The following is a 19,686-nucleotide window of genomic DNA, read 5'->3' as shown; positions in this document are numbered from 1 at the left end:
GATCACAGCCCCCGAACCGGCCGGCGAACAAAGCGGACGACCAACTGCCCATCCGCGTTGACAGCATGCTGCGGGATCCGGCCCGCGGTGGTCTGCTCGGCGGCCACCGTCAACATCCGAACAACCTGGGCGATCGTGTCCTCGGACGGCGTCGGCGCATCCCGGTACGCGCCGGCCAGGCCGGCGAGGAACCGGCCCGGTGACCAGTGCTCCGGAACGTCGGCGAGGAAACGATCAGCCTCCTCCGGGGTGGTGAGGAAATGCCCGCCGGCGGGGTCGGCGATCGTGTGGGGGGTGAACGCGTCGAGGCGGGGATCATCGGCGCGGATGGCATGTTCGACCCGGTCGGCCAGCCTGCGGAGTTTCCCGGCGTGGTCGGCGGTGAGCGGCCCGGGATGGCTGTCATGCCAGGCGGGTTGGCTGATGGTCGCGGCGATGTTCCGCAGGCTGTCTGCGACCTTGTCGGGGGTGATGATGGGCATCGGGGGGACCGTCTTCCGGGCAGGCCAATGAGAATTGGCGTGCTCGACGGCGGATTCACCTGCCCGCGGCCTGGCGGAAGCTACGCTCCCGGAGCCATACTGATCGTACCGTCCACGGACTTTTAGGACGCTTTGACGCGCCGCAGGCGTGACGAGAACGTCTATCGCAAGGAGATGAACGTCTCCGAGCTGATGTCCCTCGGGATGGCGTTGGAGGCGCTGGATGCGCCGAAGGCACGGGAGCGGCAGCGGGAGGGGCAGGCCCGGGGACGCGCGGTTCGCCATGGTTCTGGTTCAGCATCAGCTGACGCTGAACCAGAACCCCCCGGCAAGACCTCCACGATCGTTGCCCGTGAGCTTGGCGTGACGATCGATCTGGTGCAGCGGGTGGTGGCTGACGACCCGGTCGCGCTCGACCTGTTCGACCAGGCTCTGCAAGGACGTCATGGCGGCGACCGAAGCAAGAGTGACAATGTCACTCTTGCTTCGGATCCCAATGAACGTGGCAACTCCGAGACGGGAGCGCTCCGCCGCCTGCGCAGGGAAGCCGAAGCCGGAAACGCCCAAGCCGCCGAGCTGCGCACCGAAGTCCTCGCGGGCCGGCTCACCGCCCACGCCGCGATGGTCCGCGCAGGGTTCCGGCCGCACTCCTGCCGCGATGTTGCCGGCAGGCAGTTCGCTAGGCTGCGCTGTCCGCATCGCGCACCCGGGGGGATCATGCGCCGGCTTCACCTTGTACTTCTCACCATCGCCCTGGCGGTTCCCGCTGCTGGCTGTGCATCGTCCAGCGGTTCGACCGGAGCCAGCAGCGGAGACACCCAGGCCGCTTCTCCTACGGCATCCGCGCCGGCAGGCTCGCAACGAGACAAGGCTGCGGTCGACTTCGTCTCTGGGCTCACCACTACGACCCTGAAGGCGCAGCAGGACCTTGTACCGCTGACCTCGCCGAACTCGGCGGCACGGGCGTACATCGACTATCTGGTCGCCTACACGGACGCCCAGACGTCGGCAGGGCACACGCTGCCCGCCGGCAGGTTCACCAGCCAGGGCGAGCCCGAGACGCTCACCGAGTGCGACAACGTCGCCGAGGACCCGCACCCGTGCGCCGCCTTCTCGAACTTCCAGTACGACGGCCGCGGGCTCATCTCCGGATTCGACCTCGACGGCCAGCCGGTCCGCGCGGTCGTTGCCGTAGGCGGCCCAGAGCAGACCGCCAGCGGTGTCACAGTTCGGCCGCTGGGCGCCTCTCGAGACACCGGCAACGGAACCGTAGGCGTGGCCTACAAGGTGACCAACGGGACCGCGAGGGTCGTCACGATGGCGTACAACAGCGCCGAGATGGTCTCGGGCGGGACGCAACATGACACCGTGGCCGGGGCTGGCCCGGACAGCTTGCCGCCGTCGGTGAGCGGCACGTTCCTCGCCCAGTTCAACGCGCAGGACCCGACCGGCACGCTGCAGGTCGAAGCCGACTACGAAGACAACGGCGGTGGACCGTTGGCGAAGCTGTCGGTCACGCTGGTCCCGGTCGCATAGCGGATCACGTGGGGACTACGGCGCGGACAGGCAGGGCGGGCCATCCTCGGCAGTGTGGATGATCCGGCACCGAAGCCTGAGAACCCGGCGGCGATCGTCCTGCGCTGCCGGAAGCACCGCCGGCCGCAGAACGGACCCGGGGTGAAACTCACCTTCCGCCGGCCGCCGTCGTCCAAGGACTGCCCCGACTGTCGGACCGTGAACGCTCCGAAGCGGCGGGAGTAGCCGCCGGTTCCCGGGAACGGGAAGCGTCACCGCTTCGCCGCAGTCCCCGCGCCGATGCCAGCCGTCCGGGCCCGGTCACGTTGCCCGCGGCGGCAAAACGATCCGGTTGGGGTCCGAGTTGGACCGGACCCCTGCACGCCAGCGCCTCGCCCCGGCAGCCATCCCCAAGCCGAGGGGGCGGTGCCAGCATGTCCCCCGCGTGCTTTATGCTTCTGTGTCAGGGCAGCTCCGCCTGCCCGCTCCCGAGTCGCTGGCGCCCACGCCACCAGCCTCCTAGGGACAAGGGTCTCTCGGCCCGCGGGTCTTCTTCTAAAGGTGAGCGTGGGGCACCGCCAGAGGAGGACACGCGTCATGACAACGACAGCCGAGAAGAATCGGAAGCGAGAGATCCGGGCCCGGATGGCCGAGACGGGCGAGCCCTACACGGTGGCCGCTCGGCGCCTCGACGAGACCGCATCCGAGCGGGCGCGGGGGCTTGCCGACGGCGCCCGCTGGGCGAACGAATACGCCACGGCCGACGAGCTGGTTGACCTCCTCAACATCGAGGAGGCAGCGACCGTCACCGCTGGGCATTCGATCTGCCGGTTCGAGTCCCACCGCACCGGCGAGACCATCATCTCGATGACACTGATCCTGAACGGCGAGTACCCGTGGGCCGAAGGCTTCGTTGACGGTGCGGAGGCGGCGTACACCGACGCTTTGACCGTCGATGAATGCGGTAGGGACAGCGCGGCCAAGCAGCTCTAGCTGCGTGCTGGCCGCTGGCGCCACCGGGAGACGTCCAGGTGGCGCCAGCGGTTCACGGGGAGCTTGTCGCCGGCAGAGCTCCTACTCGCCTAGGAATGCGGACAGCGGGCGGGCGGGGCGGAGCCACGCGACTGACTCATGACGAGGTCGTTTCGTTCTCGTCAGCCAGGTCATCGTCGTTGAAGAAGTCCGCGACGAACATCTCCAGCCAGTCGTCGGGACGGGCCACGTCGCTACGCCCGAAGCGGTAGCGGGAGGTCATCCGCTGGCAGATCTCCGCGGGGGCGATGCCGCCGGTGGCGAAGTAGTCCTTGGGCGCGCTGGTGACGAGCGTGACCAGACGCGGGTCGGTATCGGGTAGGTCGCCGACCCACCGCGCCAGCTCGCGAAGCCCTGCCGCGGAGCGGGTGTTCCGCTCGTCCTCCGGGTAGTCCTCGGCGACCATCTCGCGCCACCTCGCCGTGTTGTCGACGAAGGCTGAGATTTCCCTTCGGGCGGTGTCCACCATCACTGCGGTCATCTTGGCTAGTTCCTCTCGGATCGCCTGCTGGCAGACCGGCGACAGGGACAGTCCCGTCTTCCGTGCCTGGTCGAGCAGTTCGTCAGGGACGTAGATCGTCACCTTCCCCACGATCCGAGTATACCGACTATGTCGGTATACGGCGCATGGGTGGATCCGAGCTGAACCGGACCCCCGCCGCTGCCACGATCAGAGCGCGTTGACCACCGGGGACGTGCGACTTCTCCTACTCTCCAGCGAGATGGGCGGCGAGCCCGTAGGCCGGATGGCCGTTCAACGCCTGCCGCATCCGGTTGTACTTCTGGGTCGTCCTCGGGTCAGCATGGCCAGCAGCGTCCTGCACCTTGTGCAGCGGGATACCAGCGTCGAGGGCGAGCGTGACGAACGTGTGCCGCAACGAATGCGGGCTCAGCTTGTCCCAGGTCGGAATCCCGGCGTCGCGGGCGACACGGCGGATGAGCCGCAACGTGTACGGCTCGTCGAGATGCCGGCCGGTCCGTGTCGCGAACAGCGGACCGGTCTCGCGGCCGTCGAGGTAGCGGTCAACCGCCGCCGCGGTCGGGGGGGCCAGTGGAACCCGGGTTCGTTTCCCGCCTTTGCGGACGATGTGCAGAATCCGGTGGGTCACCTCGATGCCGTCATCGGTGGTCGCCGATTCGGATCCCAGGTCGGACACGTCGGGCGCCAGGGCCTCCCCGACCCGAAGGCCGTTGCCGGCCAGCAGGGTGAGCAGCGCCCCAGCCCGGGGGCTGTCCGCCCGTGCCTGGGTGAGTAGCGCGCGCAACTCGCTGCGGGTCAACCCGACGGTTCGCGTGTCGTCGCTGATTTTCGGCCTGCGGACGTGGTCGCACGGCGACCGGTCGATGACGTCCTCGGCGAGAAGGTAGCCGTAGAAGCTGGACAGCGACGACAGGGTTCGGGCCACGGTTGAGGGAGCAGCCCCGTCGGCTTCGAGCTTGCGGGCGTACGCCTGCACGTGGCCACGATCGACGTAGGTTTGGTCGTCATCCGCCCTGCGGCTGCGGTGGTCGACGAACAGCTTCACGTCGTGCTCGGTGAGCCATGCGACGAACGCGCGGACGTCGCGGGCGTAGGCGGTGCGGGTCCGGGGGGAGCTGTAGCCGAGTAGCCACGCGGCGATGTGCCGGGCGGCGATGGCGTCGGGGTCGTGGCGGTCGAGGGCGCCGGCAGTAACGCGGGAAACGATCTCCATCACGACCACAGGATAACAGTCATTATCCTGTCCTCTTAATGACCTTGCTTGACCCTGCTATCCCCCGCCGCCCCGCCGCATCCCGGAAGGTCGCCACGGGCATGAGCCGAGACGGCTGAGGCCGCCAGGCCCAGAGCGGACCGGCGGCCTCATCGGCACCACCACGCATTCAGCGATCATGAACCCGTCCGGCGGCCGGCTCGCCGACGACAACCGCCGGACGGCGACACGACACGATGTACGCCTCGACGTCGGCGGCAGACACGTACATCCGATGGCCCACCACCCACACGGGCAACCGCGCATCGTCCGTCAACCTGCGGGCCATCCTCGGCGAGATCACCGGCCAGCGGCGTGGAATCTCAGCACGCGGCACCAGATCGACCGGGACCCGCCCGTCCACACCGTCCATCGTGATCACACTTCCTCCCCGCCGGCCGCACCGGCACCACCGACCGCGTCCGTGAACAGGTCATCCGCCAACTCCCGTGACAGTGCGACCTGTTGGGCATCAAGGTCGAACACGACGTCGGGCACGGCATACCCGGAGAGGGCCACGGAGTGGGCCAGCAGACTCAACCCGGTCGCCAACGCAACATCCCGCCGGCCGACGATGACCGGCTCCACAGGCCGGCCGGGCGCCGGGGCCAGAGCGGCCAGACGCAGCAAGGCGAAATTCATCCGTAGCCTGATCGTCGCCTGACTGGGCGGGCCGGCCGTGTCCTGCTCGGCCTCGGCCAGGGCGAGCCGGTCGAACGCGGCGTCGGCGGCGGCGCGGGCGTCGATCAGCGCGGAAGCCGCGGCGCCGGCCGCGGCGCCGGCCGCGGCCAGGCCCACGAGCACATCCTCAGCGGCGAGTGCCTGTTGCCGCAGCACGGCCACCTCGACCGCCGTCGGCGGGGTGCCGGTCACCACGACACCCCATCCCCATCGTCGGCGGGGACGGCCAGCAGCTCGGAACGGCCGCTGGTCGTCGCCGCGAACTCGCCGAGGCACCGGCTGACAACCGCCACCACCTCGGGCGCATCCGGGTCGAGACCCAGGCCCCGGATGATGCCGGCGATGAGCCCAAGCACCCGATGCTGGTAGTCGGCGATCCACCGGTCCCGTTCGGTCACCACACCGCCATCGAGGGCCGCGCGGGCGGCAGCGACGAAGTGGCGGCGTTCCCGGTGGTGGAGGTCGAGCAATGGCGATGGGGTGGTGCGCGTCCCCTCACGGCCGTTGATCGTTTCCACCAGCATCGGGCGGCCATCCGGTCCGACGGTGGCGTTCACCTCACCCTCGATCAAATCGATGAGGCCGGCTGTTCTCGATACCTCTTCCTGCAACGCCAGCAAGGGATCAATTTCCCGGGGTGCGCCGAACCGGCGGGCGACGTCGGCGACCAACTCCTTGGCTGCGATCGCCCGGCCGGTCTGTGTCGACCCACCATGCCGCGAACACTGGCCGTGTCCTAGATGTGTCGTTCCGTGACCGGCGGTCATGCGGCACCGGGTCGGTGGACCATCGGCGCGCTTCCGGGAATTGCACTTCCCGGGCAGTTCGGGCGGTAGATCGCCATCGTCTCGTCGAGGTCTCATAATCCCTCCATCACTACTGTCGGTGAGAAAGCACACGACGGGGCGCCTTTCGACCGGCGCCCCGTCACCGTGCGTGGTCAGCGGCCGGAACGGCGCGGCAGGGTCTTCCGGGCCGGCACCGACGGAACCGTCGAGGACCGAACGGCCGTCGACGCCTTCCCCTTGCCGCCGGCCGCCTTCACCGACGGGGGAAGCGGCCGGGCCAGCAGCTCGGCACGGCGGGCGCGAAGCGATTCTCTGCGGGCCTGCCTGGTGGCGTTCACCTTGGTGGCGAGAGCCTCCCTGCGGGCGCGGAGTCCTGCGACGCGGATCTTCCTGACCTGGCCGGCGAGGTCATCGACCTTCGCAGCGGTGTCCCGCTGGAGCCGGCCCGGGTCGGAGGCGTTCTCCACTGCCTCGGCGAGGCGTGAGATCTGGTCGACGAGCGGGGTCGGGGTGATGCGGCCCGCCGCTGGCTTGGCCGGCGGGGTGGTCTTCCCCGCCGGGGCGGTGCGACGGGGCGGGGTGTTCTGGGTAGGCATTGGTGCTCCTGTTCGCGTGGCTGTTTGGATCAACGTTCCGGCTGGTGATCGCAGTCCTGACGTGCGATTCGTCGGCGATCAGTAGTGGCCGGACAACTCGATTTCCGCGGCGATCGACCGCAGACGTTCGGCGACGACCGCGGGGTCACCACCGGGTTCGACGACGACGCGGACTTCGGGTTCCCGCCGGGGCGGGCCGGCGGCGACGATCCCGCTGAGCGGGACGCGAGTCCCTGCGACGTTGACCGTGCCGTCGTCGTTGACCAGCGGCCCGGCGGCGGCCTGGCTGCCAACGACATCCGCCGCAACCTCAGCGAGGACGATCGTCCGGGCGCGGAGGACCTGGGATAGTTCGTCGGCCACGATGCGGGCCAGGGCGTCGGCATGGTCGCGGTCGAGGTCGAGGAGCTGGGAGGCGAACGTGATCGTCTCCTCCCACCAGCGGTTGGCTGCGGCGAGGGCTTCGGTGGCGGCGGGGCCGCGGCTGCGGGTGCCGTCCCCGAAGGTCACGGGCTTCAGGTCGGGGCCGCCGGGGCGGAGCAGGGTGTCGCGGTAGCGGCGGGTGCGGGCACGGTGCTCGGTGATCAGCTTCATGGCCTGGGCATGGAGCTGGTCGGGGACATCGTCGAGCGGCGGGTCGGCGACGGGGGTGGCTGGCATCTGCTGGTCCATTTCTGCTGGGGGTTGGGATTCGTCTGCGCGGCGGCGGAACATCAGCCGGCGTCGTCCGGGTCGGCCGGTCCGGCGCCCGGTCCGAACTCGGCGGCCATCCGCGCCACCGCGGCCATGTCCCGGATGCGGTCTGCGGCTTCGACCGCGGCGTCGGGGTCGTCGTCGAGGTAGGCCCAGCCGCCGCGGTCGACGAGGGTGACCTGTGGTTTGCCGTCGGCGAGATGAGCGCCGACGTGCAGGTCGGACTCGTCGGTGATCGGGGCGGCGCCGAGGTCGACGATGTGGGGCTGGTTGCCGCCGGGGCCGTAGAGCTGGTGGGCCAGGGTGTCGACGGCGCGGTTTTCGACGGCCCTGCGGATGCTGGAGATGGCCTGCTGGGCGATGGCGAGGGCCTCGTCGCTGCCGCCGGCGGCAACAGCGATCAACTCCAACGCTGAACTGATCTGCGCGAGCCGGGCCGATCCGACGGCGAGGCACGGCGGGCATATCCACCGGCCGGCTTCGGGGTCGCCGGCCGGGGAGCGGCGGGGAACAACATGGGCGCGGAACGCGCGGGTGCAGAGGGTGCAGGTGAACGCGGCGCCGCCGGGGAAGACGTCGAAGGCGATGGCGAACGTCGGGGTTCCGGCTGGGCTGGTCTGCTCGTTCACGTGGGATGATCTCCTTGTCGAGGTTCGGGAAGGCGGCGCCGTGGCAGTCACCACGGCGCCCACCCGGATGGGTCCGGTTATGCGGGCTGCACCGCCGGCACCGGGTGACCAGGCAGCAGGAGCGCGACAGGGAACCCGGGCTTGCTCGCGCACTCGGCGCACGCCCGCACGGTGACCGCCGTCTTCCCGACCGGCACCAGGCCGTTGCCCCAACCCGCGGGGTCCAGGTCGGCCAACGCCGGGTGCACCTGGTCTTCGGGCACGCCGAGACCGAGCAGTCCGGCAAAGATCCATTCGGCTTCACCCTGGAATGCGAGACCGGTGTCGGTCGGACGAAGGCAGGCGATGCAGGTGCCGCGGTGGTCGCCCTGCAACCCGGCGGCCGGGATCGGGCTACCGATCTGGCCGGCCTGGCGGTCTGCGTCACGTCGCCGTCTGGCCTGTCCCATGTGATCTTTCCTCTCGTCGTGGTTGATGTTCGGGGTCTGCTCGGCGGCGGCTTGGTGGTCCGCGGGGCCGGCCGGCGCCGGTCATCGGCTGGTGCTGGCGGTCGCGGTGGTGTGGGCGGCTTCGAGGCCGGTGGGGGTTCGGCAGCCGGGTCGGTGCTCGACGACGAGGGCGTCCGGATGGTCCGGATCAGCCGCGGCGGCGGTCTGGCAGCGCGGGCAGCGCCACGAGGCTGGGCTGCGGGGGCCGCGCCACGGGGCGCGGGGCGAATCAAGATCGGTGGTCATGGTTGGGCTCCGGTTCTGCTCGGGGTGCGCCGCCATGGGGTGGTGACTCCGCGGCGACGTCGGGACATGTCGGCTCGGCGCTGCCGGTAGGCCGCCCGGCCGGCGTCCCTGCACCCGGAGCTGCACCACCCGGCGATCTGGGAGATCGACGGGTCCGCGGGTACGTCGCAGCGACGGCACACGGTCTCTGCCGGCGGGTACTGCGAGTCGTCCGGTTCGGCGGACTCGTCGAGCGGCGGGTCGTCGCGGAGCGGCGGGTTGCCGCTGCCGGGGCAGCGTTCCCCCAGGGCGATGTCGTGGAAGAACACGCCGCCGTCCTTGCGGAGCCGCGTCGATGCTTCGCAGACGGAACAGACCGCGGTCATCGGCCCTCGCTCCCGCTCATGTCGGGTGGGGGGACAAGCGATCCCGGTCCGTCGCAGTACACGCACAAGGTGATCGGGGCCGCGGGCGGTTCGGGTACGAACGTCAGGATGTTGGCGTGGTCGCACGTCGAGCAGCGCGGGCCCCGCAGCAGGTGGTGGCGGACGTCGGCCCGGCCACCCATGAGGCCCAGAAGGCCCCAGGCAGGCTCGATACCGGGGCCGTAGGTGCTGACCGGGGGGATACCCCGTCCGGGACAGGGACGGCCTCGCTGGTCGTCCGGGGGGTTCACATCAGCGTGGTTGCCGATCTTGTTGTCGTTGACGGGCTGCAAGCTGCCGCAGTACGCGCAGTGGCCGGTGATGGTCATGGTGGGCACCCGGTCAGTTCGGCATGTCGACGAACCGGGAGTAATGCGCTTGGAACGCGACAGTGATTGTTCCCTTGGGGCCGCCGCGGTTCTTCTCGACGATCAGGTCGGCTTCGCCGGCACGGGCTGAATTCGGGTCGTGGGCATCTTCCCGATAAATCATGATCACCATGTCTGCGTCCTGCTCGATCGACCCAGAGTCCCGGAGGTCGGAAAGCTGGGGCCGCTTGTCGGCGCGCTGCTCAGATGCCCGGTTGAGCTGGGACAGCGCGACGACCGGCACGTCCAGCTCGATGGCCAGCAGCTTCAACGACCGTGAGATTGCGCTGACCTCCTGCTGCCGGTTTTCGTCCCGGCCGGCGGTCACCAGAAGCTGCAGGTAGTCGACGACGACCAAGCCAAGGCCGGTTCGGCGCTGCTGCCGTCGGGCGCGGGTCCGGATCGCAGCGACGCCCAGATTCGGCGACGTGTCCAGGAACAGAGGGGCGCCGGCGGCCTCGCCCATGCGGCGGCTTATTCGCGTCCAGTCGTTGTCGGTGAGCTGGCCATTTCCCATGCTTTGATGGGACACGCGGGCTTCCGCCGACCAGACTTTCTGGTCGAGTTCCCCGCGGCTCATCTCCAGCGAGGCGAAGAGAACCGGGTGGCCATGCCTGATCGCCGCGTTGCGGGCGATGTCCAGTGCCAACGTTGACTTCCCGACGCCAGGCCGGGCGGCAATCACAATCATCTGCCCGGGTTTGAAGCCGCCGGTCAGCTCGTCGAGGTCGACGAAGCCGGTGGGGATTCCGGTCATGCCCGTCTTGTTCTGCCCGCGGGACTCCAGCTCGGAGAGGAAGGCGTTGGCGGTCGCGCCGATGGGTGTCGGTGCGTCGCCGTTGTCGGCGGCGGTCAAGGCTGCGTGAAGCTGCCGGTCGGCGGCTTCGGCAGCGTCGGCGGCGGTTCCCGCGGCGGTACGGCCGATCTGGGCGATGCTGCTGCCGGCTTCGAGTAGGCGGCGGAACACTGCCTTCTCGGCGACGATGCGGGCGTAGTAGCCCGCGTTCGCCGCGGTCGGCACCGCGGCGATCAGCGTGTGGAGGTAGCCGGGGCCGCCGACCCGGTCCAGCTCCCCGCGGCGGGACAGCTCGGCGGCGACGCTGATGACGTCGGCGGGCTCACCGCGGCCGTAGAGGTCGCCGATCGTGTTGTAGACGGTTCTGTGCGCCGGCCGGTAGAGGTCGCCGTCGCTCCGGAGGATTTCGTTGACGTCGCCGATGACGTCCTTCGACAGCAGCATGCCGCCGAGAACGCTCTGCTCGGCCGGGAGGTCGTGCGGCGGGGCGTCGTCAAGATCGCTGAGGGTCATGAGGCGTTCCGTTCCATGGTGTGGTCGACGGTGGGGTGGCAGCTCGGGCAAGGGATGCCGCTGTCGGTTCTGAAGCGGGGGTTGGTGCGGGCGGCGGGGTTACCGCCGCCGCAGGCGCCGCACCAGGGCGGCGCGGTAGGAGCCGCGGCGGTCTGCTGGGCCCGCCAGTCGGCGACGAGAGCGGGGATGTCGCCGTTCTTGTGGAGTTGGTTCCACCAGCCGCCGCCGCGAGGCCGATGGGTGTCGGTGGCCCATCCGATGATCGATTTGATCTCTCTCTCGTCCTCGATGCCGCTGCCGCGGAGGGCGCGTTCGGCCGGGTCGATCGGAGAGAGATGAGGAGATCTTGAGGAGATTGAGGAGATGGGGGGGATAACGATCCCCCCTGGCCGGGATGACGATCCCCCCTGGCCGGGATGGTTATCCCCCCTAACTCCGTCCAGGGGGGATGACTGTCCCCCCTGCGAGGGGGGATGACCGTCCCCCCTAACGTCGTCGGGTTCGGGCGCGTGTCCGTCTTCTACGGCCGGTTGATCACCTTCTTTCGACTCGAAGTTCGGGATCTTGTAAACGCTCTTGTGTCCGGACCGCGCGTAGACCGGGCGGCCTGCCCGGTCCTCCCCGAACGGCACCCGAAGCTCAAGCTTGTGATCGCGAAGGCGTTGCAGGACCTTCTTCACGCCGTCCCACTCGGACATCCGCATCCACTTCACGAGCTGCTCCCGGCTGGCGAACGACAAACGAGTCTTGTCGTTGGCGTCGTCCGCGATGAGCAGCAACAGCAGCAACTCGGCCGGCTTGAGATCGGCGGGCGCGTAGTTTTTGACCTCGCGGTAGAGCGGATACCCCACGTCAGGCTGACCGCCAGTCCCGCCGTGGCCGGTGGGCGCACCACGGGTAGCAGGACTCCAGACCGGCGATGCGGCGGGCGACGCATTCGTACTCCCACGGCTGCCAGGTGGTGGGCAGGGTGGCTCTGGCGTACCGGCGGGCCCACGGGAGGGAACGCCAGGCGTTCAGGTCGACGACCTCGGCGATCCTGTCGTCACCGGCCGGTTCAGGCGGCGGTGGACTGGTCGTCTCGGGTATCATCATTGGAAATGGACCTCGTGGTGGGGGTCTTGCGGGTGATGGCGGCGGCCGGGGCGGGCACCCCGGCCGCCGCCGTTTGTGGCGCAGGGGCTGACCGGTCGATGCCGAGTAGCGTCCGGAGCCGGATGATCTGCTCGGCGGTGAACGGCGGCGCTTGATCGGCGATTTCCCGGGCGCGTTCCCGCATCTCCTCGTAGGTTTCCCGTGGCATCAGGCGACCTTCGACGAGTCGATTTCGAGGATGCGGCGCAGCGCCGCAGTCGGAACACGCCATCTGTGCCCGGACTTCAGCACGGTGACAGGGAACTTGTCGGACCGGGCCATTGCGAACGCCGTTGCTCTGCCGATCCCGAGGGCGCGTGCCGCGTCCGGCCACAGGGGCACTGTCACCGGCGCGTTCTCAAGATCGCCTATCAGGACATCGGTCACGGTCTCACCTCCATCCGTCCGCGGTTGGAAACTTACCCACTCCACCGGAAGCGGTCCGTACGAAAATCTAACCGGCCGCGTCCAACTCTGTTGTACCACGGTCCACCGCGGGTCGTGCGGACGCATCCCCGTCCGGCCCAGTACTGTTTCGCACGTGACGGAGACGGCGAGGACGCTGCGACAGGTGATCGGCGAAGGGGTTCGCCGGGTGCGGGAAGCTGCCGGTGACGTGCGGCAGGAGGATGTGGCGATGGCGGCCAGGCGCCATGGCCTGGCGTGGGCGAGGAGCCGGGTAGCGCAGCTCGAACGTGGGGAGAAGGCGTTGCCAGCCGAGGAGCTGGCGCTGTTGCCGTCGATCCTCACGGAGGCATGCCGACGACCTATTGGGCTAAGCGCACTTATAGATCCGGACGCCGTTGTCTCTTTGTCGTCTTCCGTTGTGGTTGACGGTCGGACCTTCGCGGCCACGCTCGCCGGGACCGCCCCAGAATTTCCGTTTTCGATGCAGACCAGCCCGTCCACGGATCTGCGGATCGGCGACCAGATCGGCCCGGGTGTCGTCGAGGCCCTCCCTGCGCCCTACGTCAAGGTCGGCCCGCATTGGATGCAGGGCTTTTCGGTGCAGCAGCTTGTCCAGAACACCGGTGAGACCGAGGTGTTGGTCGCGCGCCGCCTCGGCGTTCCGCTGGTGGAAGTAGCGGTGGCATCAGCGCGCCTGTGGCAGCACAGCTTTTCTAGCGAACGGGACCGGCGTGTCACGGCGATCCCCGACGTGAGCCCTCACCGGCTGTCCGCGTTGCGGGGGCGCGTCACCCGGAAACTCACCGAAGAGATCAGAGCAGAGATCAACAGCTGGGATGGAGGAGACGACGCTTCCGCGTCAGCTACCGAGGGACAACCGGATCCGGAGGCCCCTGCCAACTGATCTCGACGGATTTCGAGTCGAACCCGGCACCCTGGCGAGTTGGGACAATGCGAACGAACATGCCGATAGAGACGAGAATCTCATGCTGTTGCGCCACGTCATCGATGCCCCGCCACGTCTTCTCGGGATCGGCGACCAGGGCGGCGACCAGGCCCAGGCCGACACCGGGGATGGACCGGAGCGCGGCAGCCTCAGCCCTCTCAACCTTGGGTAGGAGCCGGCTGTTGATCCGGGCGAGCTGCTCGCGAGTGATCACACCGTCGGCGTAGTCGTCGGCGGCGGCGGCGAGCCGGGCACGATGCTCTGCCAGCTCGTCGCGGGCCTTCTGCGCGTCGTCGTCTTTGTGGACGAACAGGGCTCCGGCATCGGGGCGGGATAGCCGGTCGATGAGGACCAGGGACACGAACTCGTCGACGCGCGGTTCGCTGCGGCCGACGCAGCCCTTGGCCGCGCACTGGTAGAGCGGGCTGTTGCGGATTTTCCCGATCCGTAGTTCACCTCCGCAAACTCCGCAGACGGCGAGGTTGGCATTATAGGTGAGCATGTGGCGGCGGGAACCCGATCGGCTCGTGATCCGGGCCGGGTCGCCGAGGAGTGCGATGACTTGTGCGTGCCTGCCCTCGTCGACGATCGGGGGCCAGGCGGCCGGGCCGACATCCTCGCCGCGGTAGATCCGCCGGCCGATGTTCGCCGGGCGTAGGGCGATCTTGCGAACCCCCGAGTAGATCCACGTTTTCCCCCCGGGTGCAGGTTCACCGCGGTCGTTGAGGATGGCAGTGACGGCTTTGAGGGACTTCCCCGCGAGTAGAAGATCGACGATCTCGCGGACGACGGCGGCCTGGTGCTCGTCGACGACGTCACGGAATCCGATGACACGTCCCCGCGCGTCCTGGTCGTACTCGCGCCGCCACCCGAAGCTGACCATGCCGTTGGCCTTTCCTTCCAGTGCGCGGCGCCGGGCTTCGCCGGTGACCCGCTCGGACTTGACCTCCGACTCCATCGTGTCGAACTCGCCGAGCAGCCCGGCCATGCCCCTGCCGTAGGCGGTCGAAAAGTCCAGGTGAGGGCCTTTAGTTGCGACGATCCGGACACCGAGCTGTCCGAAGAGCCCGATCGCCTCGGCGCGTTCGCTCCGGTTCCGCCACAGCCGCGAGGTCTGGAAGACGACGACCACCTTGGCCTGTCCGGCCTTGAGTGCGGCGATGAGGGCGTTGTAGCCGGGCCGCGGCGCGCCCCGCAGGGCGCTGATGTCGTCGTCGTGGAACTCGCTGACGATCCGTAGGGCGTAGCGGGGTGCGGCGTCGCGGTTGTCGGCGAGCTGGCCGGTGACGCCCCGTTCCATGCCGAGTGGATCTTCCGAGATCCTGGCGTAGGAAAGTGCCGGTTCGAGATCATCCGAGACCATGATCTGATGTTACCTGTTAGGGGCACTCCCGCTTCCCCGGCGGCCCGGGCAACACCTTCGGCGACGCCGATGCCTTCACGACGCTGATGGACGACCTGGAGCGCAAGGTGTTCGGCCCCCTGCCGGACACGACGTGGATCTACCCGGGCCACGGCTTCGACTCGACCATCGGCGCCGAACGCCCCCACCTCGCCGAATGGCGCGCCCGCGGCTGGTGAGAACGCCCCTCCCTCCCCCGGTGTTCAAGGGCCGGCCTCGCCGGACCGCTTACGGCTCCGCCCGCTGAGCGAACTCCAGGGTTGCCTGCGCGAGATCGCTGAGGAACCCGTCACGGTCGAAGCCGTCGCCGTCGTCGGCCAGGCCCGGCGGGGGCGAGTTCATGAAGCTGAAGTGACCCGCTTTCGGCACGATGTGCAGGTCGACCTGGGCCGGTGCGCTTTTCAGGTGGATGGCCTGCTCGACGGGCGTGACGGTGTCCAGCTCACCGGCGTAGACAAGGATGGGGGCCGTCACCGCCTCCAGGGCGCCGGGAGCGGCGAACCAGCCGGTGGCGGGCGCGTACAGGGCAAGCCGGCTGACACGTGGTTCCCGCGGCACTTCCAGCGGCTCGCCGTCCCGCTCCCAGGGGGTCGCACCGGCCAGGCAGAGGGCCGCCCATCCGCCGATCGAGTGGCCCACCGCCACGATCGCCGCGTCCGGAGAGGCATAGCGGTGAAGCGCCTCGACCAGCCCGGCTGGCCGCGCGATCAACTCAGCCGTCGTCGCCTCCCGCGCACCCAGGCGCTCGAAGCGGGGCGCGATGACCTGGCATCCATGGGCGGCGAGGTGGTCCAGGAGCGGCCGGTAACGCTCCGGGTCGCCACCTGCTCCGGCCGCGAAGAGCACGACTCGCTCGGACGCTGTCGGACCAAGCCTCAAAACATCCATGTACTCCCCATTGTCCGTCATGGGCAGCGTTTTACTCCACGGAGGACGACCGTTCCCGCGGCAGTGGCGATCTGTGCGACTCCAGCTCACCGAGCCGGGGTGCCGGCGCCGGGACAGCGGCCGCGACGGACGATGCCCCGGACCGCGCCCCGGCCATTTCGGCCTGGGCGGTACCGGGCCGCGTGGCAGCAGGCCGAGCGGCGCCGGCCAGCGGGAGGTAACCGACGCGACGGCGGGTCTCGGCGGGGGCGGCGCGCCAGCGGGAGCGCACGGCGGGTTCCCAGCTCGGCCGGGCCAGGCCGGCCGCGAGGCCGGCGAGGATCCCGGCGGCGCGTCGCGCGTCCTGGAGGCGGCCGGTGGCGAGTTTGCGGACGGTGAGGACGGCGAGCTGCCCGCCGTGCACCGCGGGCCAGCTCCAGCCCAGGGTGGCGCGATGGCGGCGAGCGTAGACGGCGGCCGAACGACCGAGTTCGGCGTGCAGCAGGCCCGAGCGACCGACGGTTTCGCCGCCGACGTGCACCACCGGCCATTCCTCGTCGGCCCAGGCGATCCGGCCGCCGGCCGCGTACAGCCGGGCGAACAGATCGGTCTCCTCGTAGTACATCCAGTAGTCCGGGTCGAAGCCACCGAGACGCAGGAAGGTCGGGACGCGGATGGCGAAGAAGGCGCCGACCGGGTGGCGCAGCTCCGGCCAGCGGGCAAGGGCCGCCGCCTCGCCGCGCAGCGTGATGAAGGCGCTCGTGCGCGGGGTCGGCAGCACCCCCTGGGACCGTCCGGGGCCGCCCTCGCTGGCGAGGAACGGAAAACCCACGACGTCAACGGACGGCGGGTACCAGGCGAGCAGCTTCGGCAGGACCTCCGCGGTGTGGGGGGGGATCGTCACGTCACTGTTGATCACCAACAGCCAGTCCGGCGCCGGACCGTCCTCGATGGCGTGGCGGACGGCGAGGTTGACGGCGGTGCCGTAGCCGACGTTGCCCTGGCCCTCGAGCACGCGTACCCCGGCGGGCACCGGACGCCCGGCGAGTGTGTCGTTCTCCACCAGCACCGCACGGCAGGCGTTCATGGCGACCAGGACCGAGAGCAACTGGTCCAGACGGGTCGAGCCGCCGTGGGACACGACGACCGCCAACAAACTATGCATCATCCGCCTTCACTAAAACGTACAGCGATAGTCAGGAGATCGGCTATAACTCCTCCGCCCGTCCACGGAGCACACCGACGAAAGCCTCGATCACGGTTAATTGATCAGGATTTCGCCGGTCTCGCCGCGCCCTTTGCCGAACCCCCGCGTACGACGACCGTCGCGACCGGCCCCGCCCGGCCGACCGGCCCAGGCACCGGTCGCGACCAGGGTAACTAGCGCATCGTGGTGGTCAACGTTTCTCTTCCCGGCGAGTCGCGCACGGCCACGGGAGCACCAGTCATCCCACATCGTCGAAACATATAGAGGAAAAATCATGGTGCGGATCGCGACATCGCCAGGACGGAATACCAAACGGCCGATCACACAGCCGCCGTGGCCGTCGAAGATGCCAACGGGGCGGTCATGGAATCCGTTCCCACGCCGCGGTCGGCGCACTGCCGGCACGGCCCGGTGCACCCCGCCCGCCCGTCGGGGCCGGCCATCTACCCGCTGCCGAGCCGGTCATCGCGCCGTGCCGCCCGCTCCCGCGAGCCGACTGGCGCGGCGTTCCGCCATTGCACATCACGGGCACGGGGCAGCGAGATTGCCCAAGTCGCGCCGTTTCGCCGCCAGTCGTGACTGGCCCCTGTCAACGTGGAACGCATGCCGCACCCAGATCGACTGACCGCGATAGTCGAGGAGCTGCGCCGGGCCGGATCCGCCGGGCGAACAGCCGCAAGCCTGGCGGCCCGGCTGGACGTCAGCGTGCGGACGATCCGCCGGGACCTGCTCGCCCTCCAGGACGCCGGGGTTCCCGTCGGCGGGATCTCCGGGCCGGGCGGCGGGTACGTACTCGCCCAGCACGCGATGCTGCCGCCCGTCGCGCTCACCCAGGGCCAGGCGTCCGCGGCCGCGGTGTCGCTGGCCGCCGCCGCGGCCGGCCCGCTGACCCGCGACGGTGCCGCCGCGCTGGAGAAGCTGCTCGACGTCATGCCCCCTCCGGAGCAACGACAGGTCGCCCAGCTGGCCTCCCGAGGCTGGGCGGGGCCGCCTGTGGTCGCCCGCACGGCGCTCGCCACCACGATCGAGGAGGCGCTGCGGGCCGGCCGCGTGCTCGCGATCGACTACCAGGACACCGCCGGCAGCCGAACCCTGGGCCGCCGGGTGGAGCCGCATCTGCTGGCCTTCACCGGCGGCAACTGGTACCTGCTGGCCTGGTGCCTGGACCGCAGTGGCCCGCGCTGGTTCCGGTGGGACCGGATCTCCCGCGCCGTCAACACCGGCCAGCCGGCGGACGACCGCGACCCGTTCGCGATCTTCACCGCGCCCCCACCCGAGGTGCGGCGAGTCCGCCGGGCGCCGGCGCCCGACCCGCGCGGCGAGCCGGCGCGACCGAGCTGACCCCGGCCGGCAGGTGGCCCGCCGTCGAGGCGGCGATCGCCTCGGTCGACGGGCCGAGCGCGCCTGGCGGGGTCGCCTAACGCGCGAGCCCGCCGCCCGGCGCGGAGACCTCCCGCGGCTCGGCTCCGTCACCCACCCCCTCGTCCAGCGCAGGCCTCTCGGCTGCCTCCTGCGCGGGCGGTTCGGTGAGCAGTGACCAGATCACGGAGACGGCCAGCGCGACGGCGATCACGCCGAGCGAGAGCGCGATCGGCATGTGCCACACGTCCGTGAGCAGCATCTTCACGCCGATGAAGGCCAGGATGAACGCCAGCCCCGTCGCCAGGTGGTGGAACCGTTCCATCAGGCCCGCGAGCAGGAAGAACAGCGAACGCAGGCCCAGGATGGCGAGCGCGTTGCTGGTGTAGATGAGGAACGTCTTGTCCGTGACGCCCAGCGCGGCGGGCACCGAGTCGAAGGCGAACAGCACGTCGGCGGTCTCGATCGCGACGAGGACGGCGAGCAGCGGCGTGGCGACGAGCTTGCCCGCGCGGCGCAGCATGAAGCGCTGTCCCTCGTACTGGTCGGTGACCGGCATGACCCGTCGCAGCAGCGTCACCGCCCGGCTCTGTCCCGGGTCCATCTCGACACCGTTGTCGCGCAGCATCTTCACAGCCGTGAAGATCAGGAAAGCACCGAAGATGTAGATGATGAAGCTGAACTGCTCGAGCAGGGCGACCCCGGCGGCGATGAAGATGAACCGCAGCACCAGCGCGCCGAGCACGCCGTAGAACAGCACCCGGTGCTGGTACTCCCGGGGCACCTTGAAGTACGAGAAGATCAGCGCGAAGACGAACAGGTTGTCGACGGACAGGCTCTTCTCGAGCAGCCAGGCCGTGGTGTACTCGCCGGCGGCCCCGGGACCCTGCCAGGCCCAGATGACCCCGGCGAAGCCGATGCCCAGGGACACCCACAGCAGGCTCCACCAGGCGGCCTCACGGAAGCCGATCACGTGGGCCTTGCGGTGGGCGAGCAGATCGATGGCGAGGAGCACGAGCAAAGCGCCGACGAAGGCGGCCCAGGCCCAGAGGGGAACATGCACGGAGATCTCCAGAGGTGTCGGGTCGCGGCCCGGATGCGCCACCCCGGCTCCTCCGGGGCGGAAGATGTCGCTCTGACCGGCCGGGCTCCGTTGCCAGCGGCCGGTCAGAGCACGTTCACGCGTGTCCCGCCGCCAGCAAGATGAACAAAAAGCGACGAACAGCTAACTTTTAGTAACGTCCACGGGTACGGCGATCTCGCCGTCCGCGTCTACCGATCCCACGCAGGAGATCCGGTAGAGGCGCGGCAGGGTGCGGACTGATCGGACGGGTTGGCCGCCGGCGGGTCAGCGCCAGAGCTGGCTCTTATACACATCTCCGAGCCCACGAGACTAGCG

The 19,686-nt window shown here is 69.6% G+C and carries 26 protein-coding genes and 1 pseudogene; 5 read left to right on the top strand and 22 right to left on the bottom strand.

Annotation, left to right across the window (positions count from 1 at the left end):
* Positions 1 to 2: 2 nt before the first annotated feature.
* Entirely contained in the window at positions 3 to 482 is a 480-nt protein-coding gene (locus NBZ85_RS06050) for a hypothetical protein (RefSeq protein WP_261561616.1), read from the bottom strand.
* 204 nt (positions 483 to 686) lie between these two features.
* Here NBZ85_RS06050 and NBZ85_RS06045 point away from each other — a divergent pair, with 204 nt between their 5' ends.
* Together NBZ85_RS06045 and NBZ85_RS06040 are read left to right on the top strand one after the other, a co-directional pair.
* Positions 687 to 2,018, top strand: coding sequence for a hypothetical protein (locus NBZ85_RS06045; protein ID WP_261561615.1), 1,332 nt, complete (start codon positions 687 to 689; stop codon positions 2,016 to 2,018).
* A gap of 576 nt (positions 2,019 to 2,594) precedes the next feature.
* Positions 2,595 to 2,990 (top strand): hypothetical protein, encoded by a 396-nt coding sequence (locus NBZ85_RS06040; RefSeq protein ID WP_261561614.1) that lies wholly within the window; start codon positions 2,595 to 2,597, stop codon positions 2,988 to 2,990.
* Between the two features lie 136 nt (positions 2,991 to 3,126).
* On the opposite strand, the gene NBZ85_RS06035 is transcribed toward NBZ85_RS06040, so the two are convergent.
* From NBZ85_RS06035 to NBZ85_RS05955, 17 genes are all read right to left on the bottom strand, one after another.
* Complete coding sequence (locus tag NBZ85_RS06035; RefSeq protein ID WP_261561613.1) at positions 3,127 to 3,612, bottom strand: hypothetical protein; 486 nt, start codon at positions 3,610 to 3,612, stop codon at positions 3,127 to 3,129.
* 124 nt (positions 3,613 to 3,736) lie between these two features.
* Complete coding sequence (locus tag NBZ85_RS06030) at positions 3,737 to 4,723, bottom strand: tyrosine-type recombinase/integrase (RefSeq protein ID WP_261561612.1); 987 nt, start codon at positions 4,721 to 4,723, stop codon at positions 3,737 to 3,739.
* Positions 4,724 to 4,892: 169 nt separating this feature from the next.
* On the bottom strand, positions 4,893 to 5,144 hold the full coding sequence (locus NBZ85_RS06025) for a hypothetical protein (protein ID WP_261561611.1): 252 nt from the start codon (positions 5,142 to 5,144) through the stop codon (positions 4,893 to 4,895).
* Positions 5,141 to 5,635 (bottom strand): hypothetical protein, encoded by a 495-nt coding sequence (locus tag NBZ85_RS06020; protein ID WP_261561610.1) that lies wholly within the window; start codon positions 5,633 to 5,635, stop codon positions 5,141 to 5,143. Before NBZ85_RS06020 ends, NBZ85_RS06025 begins: the two co-directional genes overlap by 4 nt.
* The gene (locus tag NBZ85_RS06015; RefSeq protein ID WP_261561609.1) at positions 5,632 to 6,114 is read right to left on the bottom strand and encodes a hypothetical protein; all 483 of its coding nucleotides are present in this window, start codon (positions 6,112 to 6,114) and stop codon (positions 5,632 to 5,634) included. Before NBZ85_RS06015 ends, NBZ85_RS06020 begins: the two co-directional genes overlap by 4 nt.
* Before the next feature lie 269 nt (positions 6,115 to 6,383).
* On the bottom strand, positions 6,384 to 6,827 hold the full coding sequence (locus NBZ85_RS06010; RefSeq protein WP_261561608.1) for a hypothetical protein: 444 nt from the start codon (positions 6,825 to 6,827) through the stop codon (positions 6,384 to 6,386).
* 78 nt (positions 6,828 to 6,905) lie between these two features.
* Positions 6,906 to 7,487, bottom strand: coding sequence for a hypothetical protein (locus NBZ85_RS06005; RefSeq protein WP_261561607.1), 582 nt, complete (start codon positions 7,485 to 7,487; stop codon positions 6,906 to 6,908).
* A 53-nt stretch (positions 7,488 to 7,540) separates the two neighbouring features.
* Positions 7,541 to 8,149 (bottom strand): hypothetical protein, encoded by a 609-nt coding sequence (locus NBZ85_RS06000; protein WP_261561606.1) that lies wholly within the window; start codon positions 8,147 to 8,149, stop codon positions 7,541 to 7,543.
* Positions 8,150 to 8,226: 77 nt separating this feature from the next.
* Entirely contained in the window at positions 8,227 to 8,598 is a 372-nt protein-coding gene (locus tag NBZ85_RS05995; RefSeq protein ID WP_044887822.1) for a hypothetical protein, read from the bottom strand.
* Between the two features lie 81 nt (positions 8,599 to 8,679).
* Positions 8,680 to 8,883, bottom strand: a complete 204-nt coding sequence (locus NBZ85_RS05990; protein ID WP_261561605.1) for a hypothetical protein — start codon at positions 8,881 to 8,883, stop codon at positions 8,680 to 8,682.
* Positions 8,880 to 9,248: a hypothetical protein gene (locus NBZ85_RS05985; protein ID WP_261561604.1), complete on the bottom strand. Its 369-nt coding sequence runs from the start codon at positions 9,246 to 9,248 to the stop codon at positions 8,880 to 8,882. The genes NBZ85_RS05990 and NBZ85_RS05985 overlap by 4 nt, the downstream gene beginning before the upstream one ends.
* Entirely contained in the window at positions 9,245 to 9,616 is a 372-nt protein-coding gene (locus tag NBZ85_RS05980; protein WP_261561603.1) for a hypothetical protein, read from the bottom strand. Before NBZ85_RS05980 ends, NBZ85_RS05985 begins: the two co-directional genes overlap by 4 nt.
* 13 nt (positions 9,617 to 9,629) lie before the next feature.
* Complete coding sequence (gene dnaB, locus NBZ85_RS05975; protein ID WP_261561602.1) at positions 9,630 to 10,964, bottom strand: replicative DNA helicase; 1,335 nt, start codon at positions 10,962 to 10,964, stop codon at positions 9,630 to 9,632.
* A complete protein-coding gene (locus tag NBZ85_RS05970) occupies positions 10,961 to 11,815 on the bottom strand; it encodes a hypothetical protein (RefSeq protein ID WP_261561601.1) in 855 nt (284 codons plus the stop codon). The genes dnaB and NBZ85_RS05970 overlap by 4 nt, the downstream gene beginning before the upstream one ends.
* 1 nt (position 11,816) lies before the next feature.
* On the bottom strand, positions 11,817 to 12,059 hold the full coding sequence (locus NBZ85_RS05965) for a hypothetical protein (RefSeq protein ID WP_261561600.1): 243 nt from the start codon (positions 12,057 to 12,059) through the stop codon (positions 11,817 to 11,819).
* A complete protein-coding gene (locus NBZ85_RS05960) occupies positions 12,022 to 12,267 on the bottom strand; it encodes a hypothetical protein (RefSeq protein WP_261561599.1) in 246 nt (81 codons plus the stop codon). The genes NBZ85_RS05965 and NBZ85_RS05960 overlap by 38 nt, the downstream gene beginning before the upstream one ends.
* Positions 12,267 to 12,485: a helix-turn-helix domain-containing protein gene (locus NBZ85_RS05955; RefSeq protein ID WP_261561598.1), complete on the bottom strand. Its 219-nt coding sequence runs from the start codon at positions 12,483 to 12,485 to the stop codon at positions 12,267 to 12,269. The genes NBZ85_RS05960 and NBZ85_RS05955 overlap by 1 nt, the downstream gene beginning before the upstream one ends.
* Positions 12,486 to 12,639: 154 nt before the next feature.
* On the opposite strand from NBZ85_RS05955, the gene NBZ85_RS05950 reads away from it, so the two are divergent.
* Positions 12,640 to 13,410: a hypothetical protein gene (locus NBZ85_RS05950; RefSeq protein ID WP_261561597.1), complete on the top strand. Its 771-nt coding sequence runs from the start codon at positions 12,640 to 12,642 to the stop codon at positions 13,408 to 13,410.
* On the opposite strand, the gene NBZ85_RS05945 is transcribed toward NBZ85_RS05950, so the two are convergent.
* Entirely contained in the window at positions 13,370 to 14,815 is a 1,446-nt protein-coding gene (locus NBZ85_RS05945; RefSeq protein WP_261561596.1) for a recombinase family protein, read from the bottom strand. The genes NBZ85_RS05950 and NBZ85_RS05945 overlap by 41 nt on opposite strands.
* A gap of 20 nt (positions 14,816 to 14,835) precedes the next feature.
* Here NBZ85_RS05945 and NBZ85_RS05940 point away from each other — a divergent pair.
* A pseudogene (locus NBZ85_RS05940) lies at positions 14,836 to 15,033 on the top strand (MBL fold metallo-hydrolase); the annotation flags it as partial.
* A gap of 49 nt (positions 15,034 to 15,082) precedes the next feature.
* Here the strand turns inward: NBZ85_RS05940 and NBZ85_RS05935 are convergent.
* Positions 15,083 to 15,700 carry an alpha/beta hydrolase family protein gene (locus NBZ85_RS05935; RefSeq protein ID WP_261556329.1) on the bottom strand — a complete coding sequence of 206 codons (618 nt, stop codon included), beginning with the start codon at positions 15,698 to 15,700 and terminating at the stop codon, positions 15,083 to 15,085.
* Positions 15,701 to 15,773: 73 nt separating this feature from the next.
* Positions 15,774 to 16,886, bottom strand: a complete 1,113-nt coding sequence (locus NBZ85_RS05930) for a glycosyltransferase family 2 protein (RefSeq protein WP_261556328.1) — start codon at positions 16,884 to 16,886, stop codon at positions 15,774 to 15,776.
* A gap of 645 nt (positions 16,887 to 17,531) precedes the next feature.
* Here NBZ85_RS05930 and NBZ85_RS05925 point away from each other — a divergent pair.
* Positions 17,532 to 18,269: a helix-turn-helix transcriptional regulator gene (locus NBZ85_RS05925; protein WP_261556327.1), complete on the top strand. Its 738-nt coding sequence runs from the start codon at positions 17,532 to 17,534 to the stop codon at positions 18,267 to 18,269.
* A 76-nt stretch (positions 18,270 to 18,345) separates the two neighbouring features.
* Here NBZ85_RS05925 and NBZ85_RS05920 read toward each other — a convergent pair whose 3' ends face one another.
* On the bottom strand, positions 18,346 to 19,350 hold the full coding sequence (locus NBZ85_RS05920) for a TerC family protein (protein ID WP_261556338.1): 1,005 nt from the start codon (positions 19,348 to 19,350) through the stop codon (positions 18,346 to 18,348).
* Positions 19,351 to 19,686: the final 336 nt, after the last annotated feature.

It is taken from the genome of Frankia tisae, assembly GCF_025403405.1.
GTDB lineage: Bacteria > Actinomycetota > Actinomycetes > Frankiales > Frankiaceae > Frankia > Frankia tisai.
Note: the sequence above shows the minus strand (reverse complement) of the source record. Positions and strands in the feature narration are given on the sequence as shown.

Bases quoted from the DNA above. Each gene is read 5' to 3' on its own strand.
- NBZ85_RS05930 (WP_261556328.1), bottom strand. From the start codon at position 16,886: ATGCATAGTTTGTTGGCGGTCGTCGTGTCCCACGGCGGCTCGACCCGT.
- NBZ85_RS06005 (WP_261561607.1), bottom strand. From the start codon at position 7,487: ATGCCAGCCACCCCCGTCGCCGACCCGCCGCTCGACGATGTCCCCGAC.
- NBZ85_RS05990 (WP_261561605.1), bottom strand. From the start codon at position 8,883: ATGACCACCGATCTTGATTCGCCCCGCGCCCCGTGGCGCGGCCCCCGC.
- NBZ85_RS06045 (WP_261561615.1), top strand. From the start codon at position 687: ATGGCGTTGGAGGCGCTGGATGCGCCGAAGGCACGGGAGCGGCAGCGG.
- NBZ85_RS06050 (WP_261561616.1), bottom strand. From the start codon at position 482: ATGCCCATCATCACCCCCGACAAGGTCGCAGACAGCCTGCGGAACATC.
- dnaB (WP_261561602.1), bottom strand. From the start codon at position 10,964: ATGACCCTCAGCGATCTTGACGACGCCCCGCCGCACGACCTCCCGGCC.
- NBZ85_RS06010 (WP_261561608.1), bottom strand. From the start codon at position 6,827: ATGCCTACCCAGAACACCCCGCCCCGTCGCACCGCCCCGGCGGGGAAG.
- NBZ85_RS05945 (WP_261561596.1), bottom strand. From the start codon at position 14,815: ATGGTCTCGGATGATCTCGAACCGGCACTTTCCTACGCCAGGATCTCG.
- NBZ85_RS05995 (WP_044887822.1), bottom strand. From the start codon at position 8,598: ATGGGACAGGCCAGACGGCGACGTGACGCAGACCGCCAGGCCGGCCAG.
- NBZ85_RS05960 (WP_261561599.1), bottom strand. From the start codon at position 12,267: ATGCCACGGGAAACCTACGAGGAGATGCGGGAACGCGCCCGGGAAATC.
- NBZ85_RS05985 (WP_261561604.1), bottom strand. From the start codon at position 9,248: ATGACCGCGGTCTGTTCCGTCTGCGAAGCATCGACGCGGCTCCGCAAG.
- NBZ85_RS06030 (WP_261561612.1), bottom strand. From the start codon at position 4,723: ATGGAGATCGTTTCCCGCGTTACTGCCGGCGCCCTCGACCGCCACGAC.
- NBZ85_RS05965 (WP_261561600.1), bottom strand. From the start codon at position 12,059: ATGATGATACCCGAGACGACCAGTCCACCGCCGCCTGAACCGGCCGGT.
- NBZ85_RS05980 (WP_261561603.1), bottom strand. From the start codon at position 9,616: ATGACCATCACCGGCCACTGCGCGTACTGCGGCAGCTTGCAGCCCGTC.
- NBZ85_RS06040 (WP_261561614.1), top strand. From the start codon at position 2,595: ATGACAACGACAGCCGAGAAGAATCGGAAGCGAGAGATCCGGGCCCGG.
- NBZ85_RS05925 (WP_261556327.1), top strand. From the start codon at position 17,532: ATGCCGCACCCAGATCGACTGACCGCGATAGTCGAGGAGCTGCGCCGG.